Genomic DNA, 17803 nt, shown 5'->3' with positions numbered 1-17803 from the left:
TGCACTCGGAAGTGCGGCTTACAGGCGCCACAATGCCGTGTGCAGGCATACAAAGTTCCGAGTGTCTAATAAGTGCACTCAAGATGTGCGCAACTAGGCCTTGTTGTTATGACTTGCCCTGTTATGCAGCCGATCTTCCGTGCGGGAAGACTCTAGTGCAGTCGTGTAGCCTGCTCGACGTCCGGTAGGGGGCCGGTAAATCAAGCAGTTAGGTGCTCAGGCGAGCACGTTTATAGGGGCGCGGCCTTGGCCTTTGTAGGGGATATTAATGGTGCGTATCTCCTGTCCTTCGATTGTTTTGAGACTAGTTAGTCACTCAGGCAAGTTGCTGTGACAACTTGGTTACATGGCTATCAGCTCTGCGTAAGTTATCTCGTACAAACTCGGCGAGAATCGTTACCGGTGGTATGAGCAACGCATTTGGACATAGTTCCAGCCCGCTCATCGTGCCAGCCGAAATTTTTTGAAATATTGATGAAGATGGCACTGGGTGCAAACTGATAGCACTAACGATTTCGCCCTTTAGTTATCGGGGCGAAACCGGGGTCGATAGTTTTGTGCCACTACGGGTAAAAAATTTAAGTGCCACTACTGAAAAAAAACTTCAGTGTCGAGTGAAACTAAAATTAGAAAAGAGTGCGTGGTTTTATTGGCGCCATGAATTTGGCGATATGCAGCGGGGGAATTTTGACTTCGGGCGGACTGCACGACTCTGGAGGAAAAGAGTCGTGCAAAGGGCATGCTTTATTCCGGGGCGTGGTCGCGCAAAAACACCAGATTGTCAGGTTTCGATTGTTCGGCGCTGTAGCGATAACCCTGTACATCGAATTGCTTGAGCTGAGCCGGGTCGTTGATGCGTTCCTGGATCACAAAACGGCTCATCAGGCCGCGCGCTTTCTTCGCGTAGAAACTGATGATCTTGTACTGGCCGTTCTTCTGATCCTTGAACTCGGTATTGATGATCCGCGCCTTCAACGCGCTGCGCTTGACCGCAGAAAAGTATTCGTTGGATGCAAGGTTGAGCAGTACGTCATCGCCCTGATCGGCCAGCGCTTCATTCAGCCACTCGCTGATGCGCGTACCCCAGAACGCATACAGATCCTTGCCACGGCCGTTGGCCAGTTTGGTGCCCATTTCCAAGCGATAGGGTTGCATCAGGTCCAGCGGCCGCAGCAGGCCATAAAGGCCGGAGAGCATGCGCAAGTGCTTTTGCGCGTAATCGAATTGCGCCTCGCTGAAGGACTGAGCGTCGAGGCCGGTATACACGTCACCCTTGAAGGCGAGCAGGGCCTGCTTGGCGTTTTCCGGGGTGAAGGCGGGTGTCCAGCTGCCGAAACGCGCGGCGTTGAGGCCACCGATCTTGTCGGACACGTGCATCAACTCGCTGATCTGCGCCGGACTCAGCTCGCGCAACTGCTGGATCAATTCCTGGGAATGGTCGAGGTACTGCGGCTGGGTAAAGCGCTGGGTCGCCGGCGGTGTTTCGTAGTCGAGGGTCTTGGCGGGGGAAATCACCATCAGCATGAAGTCGTCTCCTTTAATCGTGGGGGCGATTCTAGGGGGTTGTCCTTGTTGACTCCAGCTATCAAGCCCATAGGTGATCGACGGCTTAACTCAAACCCCTTGTGGGAGCGAGCCTGCTCGCGAACGCGGATTCACATGATCGTTCCCACGCTCCGCGTGGGAATGCAGCCCGTGACGCTCTGCGTCACAGTCGTCGGACGCGGAGCGTCCGGGGAGGCGTTACCACGCAGAGCGTGGGAACGATCATCCATGGCTGAGGGGAATAGGACAGGATCAGCTATAGTGCCGCGCGGGTTTTGTTATGGAGACATCCCTTTGCGCATTGTTCTTTTATTCACCACGTGGCTGCTGAGCTTCGGCGCCATGGCGGCGCCCGGCGATGCGGCGACGCTGGATCGCACGACCTGGCCGGAGCAGCTCAGCAACCCGACCCTGTTCGACGTCGCGTCGCGGGCGGAAATCCTCATGTTCGCTCGCGGCCTGCTCGGCACCGAGTCCATCGACGAGGCGGCACTGGCCCAGCGCCTGGGCCTGCGCACGGTCAATATCGATGCGGTCAATCAGCTGCGCCAGCGCCTCTGGCAGCGCTTGCTCGCCAACTACAACCACGCCCAGCAAAGCTGCGATCAGGACGCCTCGTTCTGCTTCCTCGTCGAAGACCTGCCGACCCTGCGCGAGCAGGCGGCCAAGTTCGTCGTCAGCGACGACAGCTATTACACCAAGTGGGCCGAGCCGAGCCGGATCTTCCATTTGCAGTACCTCGACGAGCTGATGCGCAAGGCCGCGCTGTCACCGCAAACCAGTAACGAATTCGATCGTTTCGGCGACTACGAGCGCAACGGCGACGACATGCATGATCGGCTTTTTATGTTGACTTTCGACAGCGCCGCCAACGTGCAACCGGACAACACCGACTGGCTGACCGAATACCTGCGAAAATCTAATCTGAGCGGGACATTCTTTGTACTGGGCAAGGATATTCAGGCGCGACTCGCTGGCCGTTCGGTGAGCAGCCTGCAGGCGAGTTTCTCCCGGCAGTGCGTTGGCGTGCAGGGCTGGGAGTTCCGCTCTCACAGCCATTGGCAGGACTGGCAGGATTCGGTGCGGCGCAGCGCCGATCTGGTGAAGAACAAACTGCCGGAAAACTACGTGCCGCTGTTCCGTCCGCCGGATGGCCAGCGCCGCAGTGACGCACAAGGTTTCTTCAATAGCCAGGGCCTGCAAGTGGCGCTGTGGGACATCGATGCCCAGGACGGTGCCGGCGAACTCAAAGGCCCTGCAAGCGCGCAGCGGGTGCTGACCCTGATGCTGCTGTGGCGGCACGGGGTGATCAATTTCAACATGAAACAGGATGCGGTGAAGACGTCCCTGCCGTGGCTGATCACCCAGACTGCGCAGAGCGGCATCGGCTGGGAAGACTGTCAGGACGCGTTTCGTTGAGAAATGACAAAAAGCCCGGAAACATTGGACTTGGGGTGATTTTCAGGAGGAATTCGATGCAGGCGGACTTCCGACTTTAGCGGGGTACGGGGAGTCCGCCAAGGGCTTTTCGTCACTCTGCAAAATAAACTTAAAAAAACCGTCAAAGAGCTTTTTTATGTCATCGGTTTTGGAGTATTACGAAGACAGACCGCCGAAACCTGCGACACAGGTGGCGTCTTCCCAGACTCCTATTGTGTGCAGTTCATCCAGGCCCTCGTGGATGAATTCGGCAGTCACCTCGAGGCGCAGCACTGTCACGGTATTGCGTCGAATGGCTCCCACAAAGGTGACCGAGTATGGATGATCACGGACGCAGCCCTTCCTCCAACCAGCCAATCCTGTATGTACTCGATACCAACGTATTGATTCACGATCCAAATGCCCTGCTGAATTTCGAAGAACACCACGTCGCCATCCCGATGACCGTGCTGGAAGAGCTGGACAAGCTCAAGAGCGGCCATCACAGCGTGGCCGCCGAATGCCGCCAGGCGATCCGCCTGATCGACAAGACCCTGGGCGATGCGTCCCCTGAAGACGTTGAGCTGGGCGTGCCGATCCAGCGTGGCAAGGGCGGGCCGAAGGGCTTGCTGTCAATTCTGATGAGCAAGCAGGCCGAGTCGAACCTGATTCTGCCCGAGCATCTGAACGACAACAAAATCATCAACCAACTGATTGATCTGCATACCCGCGATCCGCAAAAACCGGTGGTGCTGGTCACCAAAGACATCAACATGCGCCTCAAGGCGCGCGCCTGTGGCATCGACGCCGAGGACTACAGCACCGACCAATTGGTCGATGACGTGTCCCTGCTGCCCAACGGCTACCACAACATGACCGGCTCATTCTGGGACCGCGTGAGCAAGGTCGAAACCCGTCAGGACCACGGCCGCACCTGGCATCAGGTACAACTGATCGACAACCTGCCGGCCGTGCACATCAACGAGTTCATCATCGACGAACAGGGCTTTGTCGGCTGGATCAAGGAAATCCAGGAAGACCGCCTGCTGATCCTCGACCTGCACCAGGAACCGCTGTTGCATCAGGAGGCGTGGGGCCTGAAGCCGCGCGACATCTATCAGAGTCTGGCGCTGTACGCGTTGCTTGACCCGGACATTCATCTGGTCAACCTGTCCGGCGCCGCCGGGTCCGGTAAAACCATTCTGGCGCTGGCCGCTGCGATCGAGCAGACCATGGTCAGCAAACGTTATCGCCGCATCATCGCCACCCGCAGCGTGCAGGGTCTGGACCAGGAAATCGGCTTCCTGCCCGGCACCGAAGCGGAAAAAATGGAGCCTTGGCTGGGCGCCATCACCGACAACCTCGAAGCCTTGCACATGGATGACGAAAACACTCATGGCAGCGTCGACTACATCCTCAGCAAAGTGCCGTTGCAGTTCAAATCGCTCAACTATATTCGTGGTCGCAGCTTCCAGCAGAGCCTGATCCTGATCGACGAATGCCAGAACCTCACGCCGCACCAGATGAAAACCATCATCACCCGTGCCGGCGCCGGTTCCAAAGTGGTGTGCCTGGGCAACCTGGCGCAGATCGACACCCCATACCTGTCCGCGACCAGCTCCGGGCTGACCTACCTGACCGAACGCTTCAAGGATTTCCCCAACGGTGTGCACATCACCCTGCAAGGGGTGCCTCGCTCGATCCTGGCCGAATACGCCGAATCGCATTTGTAACCCTTCACCCAGAACCGGGCGGCCAATCGGCCGCCCGGTTTTTTATGCCCTACGCAAATCCCAATGTAGGAGCTGCCGAAGGCTGCGATCTTTTGATCTTGTTTTTAAAAATCAAAGTCAAAAGATCGCAGCCTTCGGCAGCTCCTTGTATCTCGACTAACGCTCCGTCAGGAGCGATAGTTCTCGACTGATCATCGAGGGAGGGACTTGGAAGCCGCGCAGCTCCTTAGGCTTTTTGCCTGTGACGTAGATCGTGCTCCAGCCCTCCACACTCACTCGTACAGTTCGCACGGTATCTTGGGCCCGCCTGCGGCGAGAGCCCGCATTCGCAAGGTTGGACAGAGTGACGTGATGATCGCAACAGGGAACAAGTGGAGAAACGATCATGTCCGGTTTCGTTGGCGTCGACATCGCAAAGAACACCTTTGATATCGCTACACACCAGCCCAACGGCAAGCACAAAACCAAGGCCAAGCTGGCCAACGATCCAAAGGGCTTTAAAGAGTTTGAGGCGTGGCTAGAAAAACGCCGAGCGTTCGGCCCTGATCGTGATGGAAGCCACCAGCGTCTACCACTTGGAGCTCGCGGAATTCGTTTACAACAAAGGCTTCCGGGTCTGCGTCGTGAACCCGGCTACGACCAAAGCGTACGCTGACAGCGAACTGCGCCGCATCAAGACCGATAAAAGCGATGCCAAACTGATCGCCGACTTTGCCCGGGAAAAGGATCAAAAACTTCACCCATGGGCGCCTGAGCCGCTGAAATACCGCCAGTTAAAAGCAATGGTGCGCCGCCTGGATGACCTTCAGGAAATGGAACAAATGGAGCTTAATCGTCTGGACGTTTCCGACGAAAAGGTCAAAGACTCGATCAACTCCGTTCTGCGCCATATCGAAAAAGAGATCGTAGAAACGCATAAGGCGATCAAAAAACACATCGATGACGACCCGGATATGCGTCAGATGCGGGATCTCATCGTAACCATCGACGGCATCGGACAAAAAACGCTTGAACGATTGCTCGCCGAACTGGGTGACCTGCGCAAATACAGTGATCCTCGCCAACTGGTCGCTGCCGCAGGGCTCAATCCAAAGCTGCAGGAATCAGGAAAGCTCAAAGGTCACACCCTGATCTCAAGAGTAGGGTCAGCACGGCTGCGTGCAGGCCTTTACATGCCTGGCATGGTGGCGCTGAAACACAATAAGGCGATCAAGGCGATGAAAGAACGCCTGGAAGCCAATGGCAAGGCCCCCAAGCAGATCATCTGCGCAGCAATGCGCAAGCTGCTGCACTTCATTTACGGAGTGCTCAAGTCAGGACTGCCATATGACCCGAAACTTGCGCTTGCCCGGTGAGGCTCAAGACGGTATCTACACGAAGAACGCCATATTCGTGCGTGCGGATATCTGACCCACAGGTTTACAATCCACGCTCCTGATCAGGAGTAATCCCGTGCTGACTCATATCGATTCCCAAGGTCGCGCCAACATGGTCGACGTCACTGAAAAAGCCGTGACGTTCCGTGAAGCGACCGCTCAAGCGCTGGTGCGCATGCTCCCTGAAACCCTGCAGATGATCGTCAGCGGCGGTCATCCCAAGGGTGATGTGTTCGCCGTGGCGCGCATTGCCGGGATTCAGGCGGCGAAGAAGACCAGTGATCTGATTCCCCTGTGCCACCCGCTGATGCTCACCGGCGTCAAAGTCGAACTCAGCGCTGAGGGTGATGACAGCGTGCGCATCGTCGCTCGCTGCAAGTTGTCCGGGCAGACCGGCGTCGAAATGGAAGCGCTGACCGCCGCCAGCGTCGCCGCCCTGACCATTTACGACATGTGCAAAGCCGTCGACCGGGGCATGACCATCGAAAGCGTGCGTCTGCTGGAGAAAGTCGGCGGCAAGAGCGGCCACTTCCAGGCGGAGCAGCCATGAAACTGACCGTGAAGTTTTTTGCCCGTTACCGTGAAGCGTTGGGCGTGGATTCGGTTGCGGTTGAAGGCGATTTCGCCACCGTCGATGACGTTCGGGCGCATGTGCTTGAAATGCAGGCGCAACGTGATGGCGCCGAAGTATTGAGCGAGCAGAACCTGATGTGCGCACGCAACGAAGATCTCTGCCAGCTCGACGAGCCGGTGGTCGATGGCGACGAAGTGGCGTTTTTTCCCACCGTCACCGGAGGCTGAGCATGACGATTCGCGTGCAGGCCAAGCCGTTTGATCCGGGCGCTGAAGTCAATGCGATGCACGCGGCCAATGCCGGCGTTGGCGCGGTGGTGAGCTTTGTCGGTTATGTGCGCGACTTCAACGACGGTCTCGACGTGGCCGGGATGTTCCTCGAACACTATCCGGGCATGACCGAAAAGGCTCTGGGCAAGATCACTGTCGAAGCCGAGCAGCGCTGGCCGCTGTTGAAACTGGAAGTGCTGCACCGCATCGGCGCGCTGGAACCGGGCGAACCGATCGTCTTCGTCGGCGCCGCCAGCGCCCACCGCCAGGCCGCGTTCGATGCCTGCGCCTTCGTCATGGACTACCTGAAAACCCGCGCGCCGTTCTGGAAAAAGAAAACACCAGTGACGGCCCGCGTTGGGTCGAAGGGCGCGACAGTGATCATGCTGCCGCCGATCGCTGGAATAAATAACTCCTGTAGCGCCCTCCAATCCGCCATCGCTGGCAAGCCAGCTCCCACAGGGTTTTGCGTCGTGCACATATTTTTTGTGCACCACTGAAACTGTGGGAGCTGGCTTGCCAGCGATGAGGCCATCTGCAACACCCAAAAACCTCGCAGACACTCTCTTCTCCCTGATTGACGGCTTGTACCTATGAGTCCAGTATGGATTTCCAAGTACAAAAAAGCTTCTGTCTTGCCGCTATCAGCTTGCCGCTTGTAGCTGCTTCTTCGCCAAACCAACAACAACCCGCGAGAGAACGAACATGAAGAAACTTCCCCTCATCACCGGTCTGGCTCTCAGTCTGCTGGCCTGCTCCAGCGTCTTCGCCGCCGAGAAAACCCTGCGTATCGGCATCGAAGCGGCCTATCCGCCATTCGCGTCGAAAACCGACAAAGGTGAAATCGTCGGCTTCGACTACGACATCGGCAATGCCCTTTGTGCGCAGATGAAGGTCAAGTGCGTGTGGGTCGAAGGTGAGTTCGACGGGCTGATTCCTTCGCTGAAAGTGAAGAAGATCGACATGGCGCTGTCGTCGATGACCATCAACGAAGATCGCAAGAAGTCGGTGGATTTCAGCCACAAGTACTATTTCACTTCTTCGCGTCTGGTCATGAAGGAAGGCGCTACGGTCGATGATCAGTACGCCAGCCTCAAAGGCAAGAACGTCGGCGTGCAGCGCGCGACCACCACCGATCGTTATGCCACCGAGGTGTTCGAACCCAAGGGCATCAACGTCAAGCGCTACAGCAACAACGAAGAAATCTACATGGACCTGGCGGCGGGGCGCCTCGATGCGATTTTCGCCGACACCATCCCGCTCAATGACTTTCTGTCGATGCCGCGCGGCAAGGGTTATGCGTTTGTCGGGCCGGAGCTGAAGGATCCGAAGTACGTCGGCGAGGGTGCCGGGATTGCCGTGCGCAAGGGCAACGGTGAACTGGTCAGCCAGTTGAACAGCGCCATCGACGGGATTCGCGCGAATGGCGAGTATCAGAAGATTTCCGAGAAGTATTTCAAGACCGATATCTACGGCGATTGACAGTCCGTTATCGCTGGCAAGCTGAACTGGCCTAATGATTTTGGACACTTCAATCAGGCGCTATGATGGCGTCCAAATCTGAGGTGTTCGGATATGCGTAACTCTTATTCAACTGAATTCAAACTCAAGGCTGTCGGCATGGTATTGGACGAGGGGATATCGGTTCCCGAAGTCTGTGCCAGTCTAGACATCGGCCCTACCGCGTTGCGTCGCTGGGTCGCCCAGGTTCGCAAAGAGCGCCTGGGTACAACGCCGGTGGGGGCCAAAGCGATTACGGCTGACCACCGAGAGATTCAAGAACTCAAAGCCTTGCTCAGGCAAAAAGACCGGGATATTGAAATCCTAAAAAAGCCAGTGCTCTGCTGCTATTGGACGCCAAAGATCATTCTCATTGATCAATGAGCTGGCAGAGCTATACGGCGTTAACGACTGTTGCCGTGTGTTTGATGTTTGCCGCAGCAGCTTTTATGCCTGGCGTCAGCGCCAAGGCAAGGTGAGTCCTGAGCGGGAGAAACTCAAAGCCATGCTGGTTGAGCATCATAAGGAATCGAGAGCATCGGCCGGGGCACGCACCCTTTCCCGGGAACTACAGGCCAAAGGACATCGAGTCGGGCGGTACATGGCTCGTAGTTTGATGCGTGAAGCCGGAGTGACTAGCCGTCAGCGCCGGCGCCATAAATACAAATCATCAGGCGTAGAGGCTTTGGTCGCACCGCACGTGCTCAAGCGCCAGTTCGATGTCACATCAATCAATGAGGTGTGGTGCGCCGATGTCACGTATATCAAGGTCGGCACCCGGTGGATGTATTTCGCTGCGGTTTTGGATCTCTTCGCCCGCCGACTGGTGGGTTGGGCGTTTTCAATGATCTCGGATGCGGAACTGACCTGTGAGGCCTTACGAATGGCCGTTGAGTTGCGAGGCAGACCTAAAGACGTGCTGTTTCACTCCGATCAAGGCTGCCAGTACACCAGCCATAAATTCAGGAATGAGCTGCTAGCGCACGGGCTGAGGCAGAGCATGAGTCGCAAGGGAGAGTGTTGGGACAACGCACCGATGGAGCGTTTCTTTGGAAGTCTGAAATCGGAGTGGGTACCTGAAGCGGGGTACCGCTGCGAGTACGAAGCCCGGGTTGATTTGCAGCGCTACCTAATGCGCTACAACAACACCAGACTCCATAGCTACAACAACTACCGGTCACCGGTCGCCATGGAGAAAATGGCGGCCTGAAAAACCCTAACGGGTGTCCAATATTACTTGACCAGTTCAAGCCAGCTCCCACAGGTTCAGCGGTCGCCATAAATTTTGTGTGTGACGCAATTACTGTGGGAGCTGGCTTGCCAGCGATGGGGCCGGACGAGTCACCGCAGAATTCAGCCCTTCAATTCCTTCAAATGCTTGTACACCGTCGCCCGCCCCATGTTCAGCACATTGGCCACGTAGTTCGAGGCGCTCTTGCCCTTGAACGCCCCCTCGGCGTGCAGCGCCAGCACCAGTTCGCGTTTGTGATCGCGGGTCAGCAGGTTCAGGCTCAACTGCCGCTCGCGCAACCAGGCGTGGAGGAAGGTGTTGATGCGTTCCTGCCAGTCATCACGGAACAGCGAGTCCGGCTGCGGAATCAGCTTGCTCGGCGAGAGAAACAGGTCCAGCGCCGCTTTGGCGTTCTCGAACAGGGAAATATTCAGATTGATGCACAGCACCGCCAGCGGCCGACTTTCGCTGTCACGCAGCACGGTGCTCACGCTGCGAATTTTCTGACCGTCCCAGTTGAGCTTTTCGTACGGGCCGATGTTCCTGTCGCTGACATCCTCGCTGAGCATGTCTTCGAGTGACGAGTCGTCGCCGATCTCGCGCTTGGACAGGTTGTTGGCGATGTAGTCGACCTTCTGCGTGCGCAGGTCGTGCAGCACCACCTCGGCGTGGGGAAAGAACAGCGTGGCGATGGCGTCGGCGATGGCGCGGAAGTTATCCAGCGCCGGGTCGAATTCGGGGGCAGTCATGACAGTGGAGCTCCAGGCAGCGTCAGCGCCCCTTGTGCCGGGGCGCTGCGAGTGTGCCGCAATCCTTTGGACGAGTCGATGCGATCAAGCCAGTCGGGCCGGGGAGAGCATGGCGCTGTCCAGACCGAATTGATGCAGGTGCTCGGGGAATGGCTCGCCGCGCACCAGCGCCGCACTGGCCTGGCCCATCGCCGGCGACGTCTGAATGCCGTAACCGCCCTGCGCGGCGACCCAGAACAGCCCTGGCACCTGCGGATCAAAGCCGCTGAGCAAATCACCGTCGGCAACGAAACTGCGCAGACCGGCCCAGGTGCGGGTCGGACGGCGAATGGTCAGCGTGGTGGCCTCTTCGATCTGATAAATGCCCATGGCGATGTCGAGTTCTTCCGGCTGCACGTCGTGCGGTTCGACCGGGTCGGCATTGGCCGGCGAGCCGAGGAACATGCCGGCGTCGGGCTTCATGTAGAAGGATTCGTCGAGGCTGACCAGCATTGGCCAATGATGAGTGTCCACGCCTTCCGGGCCGGCAAAGATAAATGCGGCGCGGCGTTTCGGTTGCAGACCCAGCGGCTGCGCACCGGCCAGGGCAGCGATCTTGTCGGCCCACGCACCGGCGGCGTTGATAAGCACCGGTGCGCTGAACGTCTCGCCATTGGTCTGCACGATCCACACGCCATCGGCATCGCGGCTCAAGCCGAGCACTTCGCAATCGGTGCGCACTTCGCCGTGGTTGCGCCGGATGCCGCGCAGGTAGCCTTGATGCAGCGCGTCGGTGTCGATGTCGCAGGCCGATGGGTCGTAGATCGCGCCGTGGACTTTTTCCCGGCGCAGGATCGGCAGACGCGCGCAGGCTTCGTCGGCGCTGAGCAGTTGCATCTGCGGCACGGTGGCTTTGGCGCTGAGGTATTGGTTGTTCAGTTCGGCGGGATCACCGATGAAGTCGACGGTCATTTCGCCGCGCGGAGTCAGCAGCGGATGCTCGCAAAAGCCGCTCGGAGGACTGTCGAAAAACGCGCGGCTCGCCTGAGTCAGTGCGCGGACCTGTGCGGTGCCGTAGGCGGCGGTGTACAGCGCGGCGGAGCGACCGGTGGAGTGATAGCCGGGATGGGTTTCACGCTCGAGCACGATCACTTTGCCGTGCGGCGCCAGCCAGAACCCGGTGGAAGCGCCGGCAATCCCGCCGCCGATGATGATGAAATCTGCGTGGCTCATGTAGGTCTCCAGTGGGTACGCAATATCAAGGCGTTCGCTAGTCCCTTGTGGGAGCGAGCCTGCTCGCGAAAGCGGTGTATCAGTCGACATCTTCGCTGAATGTCAGACCGCATTCGCGAGCAGGCTCGCTCCCACAGGGATTTTTGGCGTTAGTGGGTTAAGTGATAAACCGCATTGGCGAGGGCAATGTCTTCCAGGCCCAAGCCGATTGAACGGAAGAACACGTGACGGTCGTAACCCGGGCGCTGCACTTTTTCGCTGAGCAAGTCGGCGAGGTCGCCGACAATCGAATCCTTGCTCCAGCCATGCTGTTCGGCGGCAATCAGCATCTCACCTGCCGAACCCGGCGTGGTCAGACGATAGTCGCAGAACACCTGCATGTCGTTGAGGCTTTGCGGCGGTACTTCATGGGCGCGCGGGGCGTTGGTGCTGATCGAGGTGATCAGCGCCGGTTGGCTTAACCCGGCAGGATCGATTACCGGCCCGGCCGACGAGGTGCAGAGCATGATCACATCCGCATCGGCAATGGCGGTCTCGCGGCTGTCGGCAATCTTCAGTGACGGCGCGATGGACTTCAACACAGCCTGTGTTTGCGCATCTTCCAGCAGCGATGGCGAATACAGGCTGATGCTCTGCCAGTCGCGCAGCGCTTTGGCGTAGTGCAGATGCGCTTGAGCAACCTTGCCGCTGCCGATGATCGCCAGTCGCTGGGCATTCAAAGGGGCGAGGGCGTCGACCGCCACGGCCGTGGTCGCGGCGGTGCGCGCGATGGTCAGTTCGCCGGCATCGCAGAGCAGCAGCGGCTGACCGGTTTTCGTCGACATCAGCAGGGTCCACGCCGTCACCAGCGCTCCCTGCTCACGGACGATGTACGGCGAAGTCTTCACTCCGTACACGCCGTCCTCGGCCAGCACGCCCAGATAATTGATGAAGTCGCCGGCACCCTGCGGAAACTCGACCCATTGCTGCGCCGGCTGCACGGCGTTCCCGGCCGCCAGATCGCGGAACAGCTTGCGCAGGATTTGCGGAACATCGATACGCGCCAATAGCTCATGGGCCTGGGCTTGATCGATCACATAGGGCGTACTGGACATTTCGCGCTCCGAAACTAAACTTATTTTTCCATTATGGACTTTTAGTTCTGGCGAGCAACCATCGGGCATAAAAAAAGCGCAGTCCGTATCCGGCTGCGCTTTTTCATATGGCGGGGCTTACTGCGGACGCTTGCGCTCAACCGCACGCAGCAGATGCGTCGGCGGGGTTTCACAGCTGATCTTGCGACCAAGCTTTTCTTCGATCGACGGCAACTGGTAAGAGTCGTCCTCGCCGGCAAAGCTGATCGACACGCCATCGGCGCCGGCACGACCGGTACGGCCAATGCGGTGCACGTAATCGTCCGGGACTTCCGGCAGGGTGAAGTTGATCACGTGGCTGATGCCGTCGATGTGGATGCCGCGACCGGCGACATCGGTGGCCACCAGCACGCGAATCTTGCCTTCGCGGAAGCCTTCCAGAGTCTTGATGCGCTTGTGCTGCGGCACATCACCGGAGAGTTGCGCGGCGTTGATGCCGTCACGCACCAGACGCTCTTCGATGCGGCGTACTTCGTCCTTGCGGTTGGCAAATACGATGACTCGCTCCCAACCGTTATCGTTGACCAGGTTGTAGAGCAGCTTGTATTTGTCGGCAGCGGCCACGGCGTAGATGTGCTGCTCGACGTTCTCGTTGGCGACGTTGGTGATTTCGATTTCGACAATCGCCGGGTCGGTGGTCCATTGCTTGGCCAGATTCATCACGTCTTCGGTGAAGGTCGCGGAGAACAGCAGGGTCTGGCGCTCGGATTTCGGCGGGGTCTGACGAATGATCTGCCGCACCTGCGGGATGAAACCCATGTCGAGCATGCGGTCGGCTTCGTCCAGGACCATCACTTCGACCATGTCCAGGTGCACGTCGCCGCGCTGGTTGAAGTCGAGCAAGCGGCCCGGCGTGGCGACGAGGATGTCGCAATGCCGCGCTTCGAGGTGCTTGAGCTGTTTGTCGAAGTCCATGCCGCCGACGAACGTCATGACGTTGAGGCCGGTGTACTTGGTCAGGTCAGCGGCGTCCTTGGCGATCTGCACCACCAGTTCGCGGGTCGGCGCGATGATCAGCGCACGCGGCTCGCCCATATAGCGCTCTTTCGGCGGCGGCGTCTGCAGCAACTGGGTGATGATCGAGATCAGGAACGCGGCGGTCTTGCCGGTGCCGGTCTGCGCGCGGCCAATGGCGTCTTTGCCGGCGAGGGTGAAGCCCAGCACCTGCGCCTGGATCGGCGTGCAGTACGGAAAGCCCAGGTCCTGGATGGCGTGCATCAGTTCCGGGGCAAGCTTGAAATCGTGAAAGCGGGTTTTGCCTTCCTGTGGCTCGACGACGAAGTCTTCGAGTTTCCATGGAATGACCGGTGCCTTGGGCTTCGGTTCGCGACGCGGTCTGGCCGGTTTCGGCGCTTCGCCGGGTGCAGGCTCTACGGCCATTGGCGCGGCCGCAGCGGGTTTTTCTTCGGGCTTCGGTGCGGCTGCGGGAGCGGGGCGGTCGGCCTGCGGGGCATCGGCGCGATGACCGGGGGCGTGCGACGGCGCACTGGGAACTGGCGCGAGCTGCTCAGCCTCGCTTTTACCGAACATTTTCTTGAGTGCTTTGAGCACGGTCATCTCATCAATTGGTTAAGGAATGTACGCCGGCCAGTGTAATGCAAGAATCGGGCGCGGCGTAGTAGGAGGGATCAATGGGCAGGGATTGGTCGACAATCAGCGCAGTCGTTCGCTCAACCAGACACCAATGTCGCGAATCTCTTCAGGTAACACTTCGTGCTCCATTGGGTATTCCTGCCATGTCACGGTGACACCATGCTTCTTCAAATGCTCGTAAGCACTGCGGCCCATCGAGTTCTGCACCACGTTATCGAACTGGCCGTGCAGCGATAGCACCGGAATGCGCTGCTGGCTGGCGGATAACTCCAGTTCGTCGCTGAATGTCGGTGCGTAAGTCGACAACGCCAGCACCCCACCCAACGGCCCCTGCCACTTCAGAAATGCGGTGTGCAGAACCACCGCGCCGCCCTGGGAAAAACCGGCGAGAAAAATCCGCGAGGCGTCTATTCCGCTGGCGCGCTCGGCTTCGATCAGTTCGATGATGCGCTCTGCCGAAGCTTCCAACTGGTCACGGTCGATCGCCCGGGCCGGGCTCATGGCCTTGATGTCGTACCAGCTGGGCATGGCATATCCGCCATTTATCGTCACTGGACGCGTCGGCGCCTGCGGCAGCACAAAACGCGTGCTCAGCAGGCTTTCCTGCAACGCCTCGGCCACCGGCAGGAAGTCGTAACGGTCGGCGCCGAGGCCGTGCAGCCAGATCACGCAGGCGTCTGCGGGCTTAACAGGCTGAAGAATCAAGGGCTCGGTCATGTCTGCTCCAAAAATGTGCGGGCGCTCTCATTGAGTGCGTGATTGAAGTGCGCGCCCGGTTGATCCGTTAACAAGATGTCGCAAGGTTACAAGTTTAGCTATTGACGTGTCGCGCAATCACTTTCGCAAGCGGTGTGGTACGGCGTTTGCTATGAAGCTTTGCGTACGAAGCGTCCTACGCGTGGCGGTAACACTATCAGTGTCAGTCGCGTGATGGGATAGCAACGAATCCGGTGATGGATGTTCGCCAATGGCCGCTACGGGCTTAGCGAACGTGAAAGGGCTACAGCCCGTTCGGCCGATTGGTGAGAAGTGAGTGATCCATGTTGTGGATTTTCTCCTACTAGACTCATAGCGAAGGTCTTACGTCGGTTGACCCCAAAAAAAGCCAACACGGGTCAACAACGCCTCAAAAGGGTGCGACTGGACTCAAGCTCCGACACAACAAGAGCAAAACTGGAGGTTTGAATGAAGATGTTGAAATCCACTCTGGCGGTCGTGACTGCTGCAGCAGTACTCGGCGTCAGCGGGTTCGCTCAGGCGGGTGCAACCCTGGATGCGGTACAGAAAAAAGGTTTCGTGCAGTGTGGCGTGAGCGACGGTCTGCCGGGCTTCTCGGTACCGGATGCGACCGGCAAGATCCTCGGCATCGACGCCGACGTCTGCCGCGCTGTGGCCGCAGCCGTTTTCGGCGACGCCAACAAGGTCAAGTTCAGCCAGTTGAACGCCAAGGAGCGCTTCACCGCGCTGCAGTCCGGCGAGATCGACATCCTGTCGCGCAACACCACCATGACCAGTTCCCGTGACGCGGGCATGGGCCTGAAATTCCCGGGCTTCATCACCTACTACGACGGCATCGGCTTTTTGGTGAACAACAAGCTGGGCGTGAAAAGTGCCAAAGAGCTCGACGGCGCGACTATCTGCATCCAGGCCGGTACCACCACCGAACTGAACGTTTCCGACTACTTCCGTGGCAACGGTCTGAAATACACCCCGATCACCTTCGACACCTCCGATGAAAGCGCCAAGTCGCTGGAATCCGGTCGTTGCGACGTGCTGACCTCCGACAAGTCCCAGCTGTTCGCCCAGCGCAGCAAGCTGGCCTCGCCGAAGGACTACGTGGTTCTGCCGGAAACCATTTCCAAAGAACCACTGGGTCCGGTCGTACGTAACGGCGACGACGAGTGGCTGGCCATCGTGCGTTGGGTCGGCTACGCGCTGCTCAATGCCGAAGAAGCCGGCATCACTTCGAAGAACGTCGAAGCTGAAGCCAAGTCCACCAAGAACCCGGACGTGGCCCGTATGCTCGGTGCTGACGGCGAATACGGCAAAGACCTGAAACTGCCGAAAGACTGGGTTGTGCAGATCGTCAAGCAGGTCGGCAACTACGGCGAAATCTTCGAGAAAAACCTCGGCAAGAGCACTCCGCTGGAAATCGACCGTGGCCTGAACGCCCTGTGGAACAACGGCGGCATTCAGTACGCACCACCAGTGCGCTAATGGTTCTATCGCCCGGCGGGCCAACCGCCGGGTGATGTTCTTGTTCCATTTCTTCCGGGGCACTTCATGCAAAATTCTATCGGCGCACCAAAGCAGAGGCTCAGCCTCAGCGATCCACGAGTGCGTGCGTGGCTATTCCAGATCATCACCGTTGTGGCGGTGATCTCGCTTGGCTGGTACCTGTTCGACAATACGCAAACCAACCTTCAGCACCGGGGTATCACTTCCGGTTTCAGCTTTCTGGAGCGCAGTGCCGGGTTCGGCATCGCTCAAACCCTGATCGACTACACCGAAGCGGACAGTTACGCGCGGGTGTTTGTCATCGGCCTGCTCAACACTCTGTTGGTGACCTTTATCGGCGTGATCCTGGCGACGATCCTCGGTTTCATCGTCGGCGTGGCGCGGCTGTCGCAGAACTGGATCATCGCCAAACTGGCGACGGTGTATGTGGAAGTGTTCCGCAACATTCCGCCGCTGCTGCAGATCCTGTTCTGGTACTTCGCGGTGTTCCTGACCATGCCGGGGCCGCGCAATAGCCACAACTTCGGCGACACTTTCTTCGTCAGCAGCCGTGGCCTGAACATGCCGGCCGCACTCGCCGCTGACGGTTTCTGGGCCTTCGTGATCAGCATCGTGCTGGCCATCGTCGGCATCGTGCTGATGTGCCGCTGGGCCAACAAGCGTTTCGAAGAAACCGGCGTACCGTTCCACAAGTTCTGGACCGGCCTGGCAATTGCGCTGGTGATCCCGACCTTGTGCGCGCTGATCTTCGGCGCTCCGTTGCACTGGGAAATGCCCGAGCTCAAGGGCTTCAACTTTGTCGGTGGCTGGGTGCTGATCCCGGAACTGCTGGCGTTGACCCTGGCGCTCACTGTGTACACCGCAGCGTTCATCGCCGAGATCGTGCGTTCCGGGATCAAGTCGGTCAGCCACGGTCAGACCGAAGCGGCGCGTTCGCTTGGCCTGCGCAACGGCCCGACCCTGCGCAAGGTGATCATCCCGCAAGCCCTGCGCGTGATCATTCCGCCGCTGACCAGCCAATACCTCAACCTGGCGAAAAACTCTTCGCTGGCAGCCGGTATCGGTTATCCGGAAATGGTTTCGCTGTTCGCGGGCACGGTGCTCAATCAGACCGGGCAGGCCATCGAAGTGATTGCCATCACCATGAGCGTGTACCTGGCGATCAGTATCAGCATTTCCCTGCTGATGAACTGGTACAACAAGCGCATTGCGCTGATCGAGCGGTAAGGAA

15 protein-coding genes and 2 pseudogenes are annotated in these 17803 nt (G+C 58.5%); 11 read left to right on the top strand and 6 right to left on the bottom strand.

The features are described from left to right. Positions 1–744 precede the first annotated feature (744 nt). Positions 745–1524, bottom strand: a complete 780-nt coding sequence (gene yaaA, locus ACZZ0K_RS19155; RefSeq protein ID WP_150636190.1) for a peroxide stress protein YaaA — start codon at positions 1522–1524, stop codon at positions 745–747. A gap of 363 nt (positions 1525–1887) precedes the next feature. Between yaaA and ACZZ0K_RS19150 the strand changes: the two genes are divergently transcribed. The 9 genes and pseudogenes from ACZZ0K_RS19150 (at position 1888) to ACZZ0K_RS19110 (ending at position 9626) form a co-directional block, all read left to right on the top strand. Continuing rightward, positions 1888–2964, top strand: a complete 1077-nt coding sequence (locus tag ACZZ0K_RS19150) for a polysaccharide deacetylase family protein (RefSeq protein WP_374046349.1) — start codon at positions 1888–1890, stop codon at positions 2962–2964. 338 nt (positions 2965–3302) lie between these two features. After that, the gene (locus ACZZ0K_RS19145) at positions 3303–4697 is read left to right on the top strand and encodes a PhoH family protein (RefSeq protein ID WP_024011685.1); all 1395 of its coding nucleotides are present in this window, start codon (positions 3303–3305) and stop codon (positions 4695–4697) included. 385 nt (positions 4698–5082) lie between these two features. After that, positions 5083–6052: pseudogene (locus ACZZ0K_RS19140) on the top strand (IS110 family RNA-guided transposase). Positions 6053–6149: 97 nt separating this feature from the next. After that, the gene (gene moaC, locus ACZZ0K_RS19135) at positions 6150–6623 is read left to right on the top strand and encodes a cyclic pyranopterin monophosphate synthase MoaC (protein ID WP_258707632.1); all 474 of its coding nucleotides are present in this window, start codon (positions 6150–6152) and stop codon (positions 6621–6623) included. Further along, positions 6620–6874 (top strand): MoaD/ThiS family protein, encoded by a 255-nt coding sequence (locus ACZZ0K_RS19130; protein WP_041479493.1) that lies wholly within the window; start codon positions 6620–6622, stop codon positions 6872–6874. The genes moaC and ACZZ0K_RS19130 overlap by 4 nt, the downstream gene beginning before the upstream one ends. Before the next feature lie 2 nt (positions 6875–6876). Then, positions 6877–7328, top strand: a pseudogene (gene moaE, locus ACZZ0K_RS19125) (molybdopterin synthase catalytic subunit MoaE). Between the two features lie 293 nt (positions 7329–7621). Beyond that, on the top strand, positions 7622–8398 hold the full coding sequence (locus ACZZ0K_RS19120) for an ABC transporter substrate-binding protein (protein ID WP_150742837.1): 777 nt from the start codon (positions 7622–7624) through the stop codon (positions 8396–8398). A 93-nt stretch (positions 8399–8491) separates the two neighbouring features. Further along, entirely contained in the window at positions 8492–8800 is a 309-nt protein-coding gene (locus ACZZ0K_RS19115; RefSeq protein WP_014340347.1) for a transposase, read from the top strand. Beyond that, positions 8790–9626 carry an IS3 family transposase gene (locus ACZZ0K_RS19110; protein ID WP_258707633.1) on the top strand — a complete coding sequence of 279 codons (837 nt, stop codon included), beginning with the start codon at positions 8790–8792 and terminating at the stop codon, positions 9624–9626. The genes ACZZ0K_RS19115 and ACZZ0K_RS19110 overlap by 11 nt, the downstream gene beginning before the upstream one ends. A 143-nt stretch (positions 9627–9769) precedes the next feature. On the opposite strand, the gene ACZZ0K_RS19105 is transcribed toward ACZZ0K_RS19110, so the two are convergent. The 5 genes from ACZZ0K_RS19105 to ACZZ0K_RS19085 all read right to left on the bottom strand — a co-directional run bounded on the left by ACZZ0K_RS19105 (position 9770) and on the right by ACZZ0K_RS19085 (position 15051). Next, the gene (locus ACZZ0K_RS19105; RefSeq protein WP_252883217.1) at positions 9770–10396 is read right to left on the bottom strand and encodes a helix-turn-helix transcriptional regulator; all 627 of its coding nucleotides are present in this window, start codon (positions 10394–10396) and stop codon (positions 9770–9772) included. Positions 10397–10480: 84 nt separating this feature from the next. Then, positions 10481–11608, bottom strand: coding sequence for an NAD(P)/FAD-dependent oxidoreductase (locus ACZZ0K_RS19100; protein ID WP_463559263.1), 1128 nt, complete (start codon positions 11606–11608; stop codon positions 10481–10483). A gap of 149 nt (positions 11609–11757) precedes the next feature. Next, positions 11758–12702, bottom strand: a complete 945-nt coding sequence (locus ACZZ0K_RS19095; RefSeq protein WP_150636200.1) for an ornithine cyclodeaminase family protein — start codon at positions 12700–12702, stop codon at positions 11758–11760. Positions 12703–12819: 117 nt separating this feature from the next. Then, on the bottom strand, positions 12820–14298 hold the full coding sequence (rhlB, locus tag ACZZ0K_RS19090) for an ATP-dependent RNA helicase RhlB (RefSeq protein WP_056783067.1): 1479 nt from the start codon (positions 14296–14298) through the stop codon (positions 12820–12822). Between the two features lie 96 nt (positions 14299–14394). Then, positions 14395–15051 (bottom strand): alpha/beta hydrolase, encoded by a 657-nt coding sequence (locus ACZZ0K_RS19085; RefSeq protein ID WP_056783069.1) that lies wholly within the window; start codon positions 15049–15051, stop codon positions 14395–14397. 468 nt (positions 15052–15519) lie between these two features. Between ACZZ0K_RS19085 and ACZZ0K_RS19080 the strand changes: the two genes are divergently transcribed. Both ACZZ0K_RS19080 and ACZZ0K_RS19075 read left to right on the top strand, forming a co-directional pair. Next, on the top strand, positions 15520–16551 hold the full coding sequence (locus tag ACZZ0K_RS19080) for an amino acid ABC transporter substrate-binding protein (RefSeq protein WP_016771583.1): 1032 nt from the start codon (positions 15520–15522) through the stop codon (positions 16549–16551). Between the two features lie 66 nt (positions 16552–16617). After that, the gene (locus ACZZ0K_RS19075; protein ID WP_041479500.1) at positions 16618–17799 is read left to right on the top strand and encodes an amino acid ABC transporter permease; all 1182 of its coding nucleotides are present in this window, start codon (positions 16618–16620) and stop codon (positions 17797–17799) included. The last annotated feature ends 4 nt before the right edge of the window (positions 17800–17803 follow it).

This window comes from Pseudomonas sp. AC255 (genome assembly GCF_979258175.1).
This window is presented reverse-complemented; position numbering and strand designations above follow the sequence as displayed.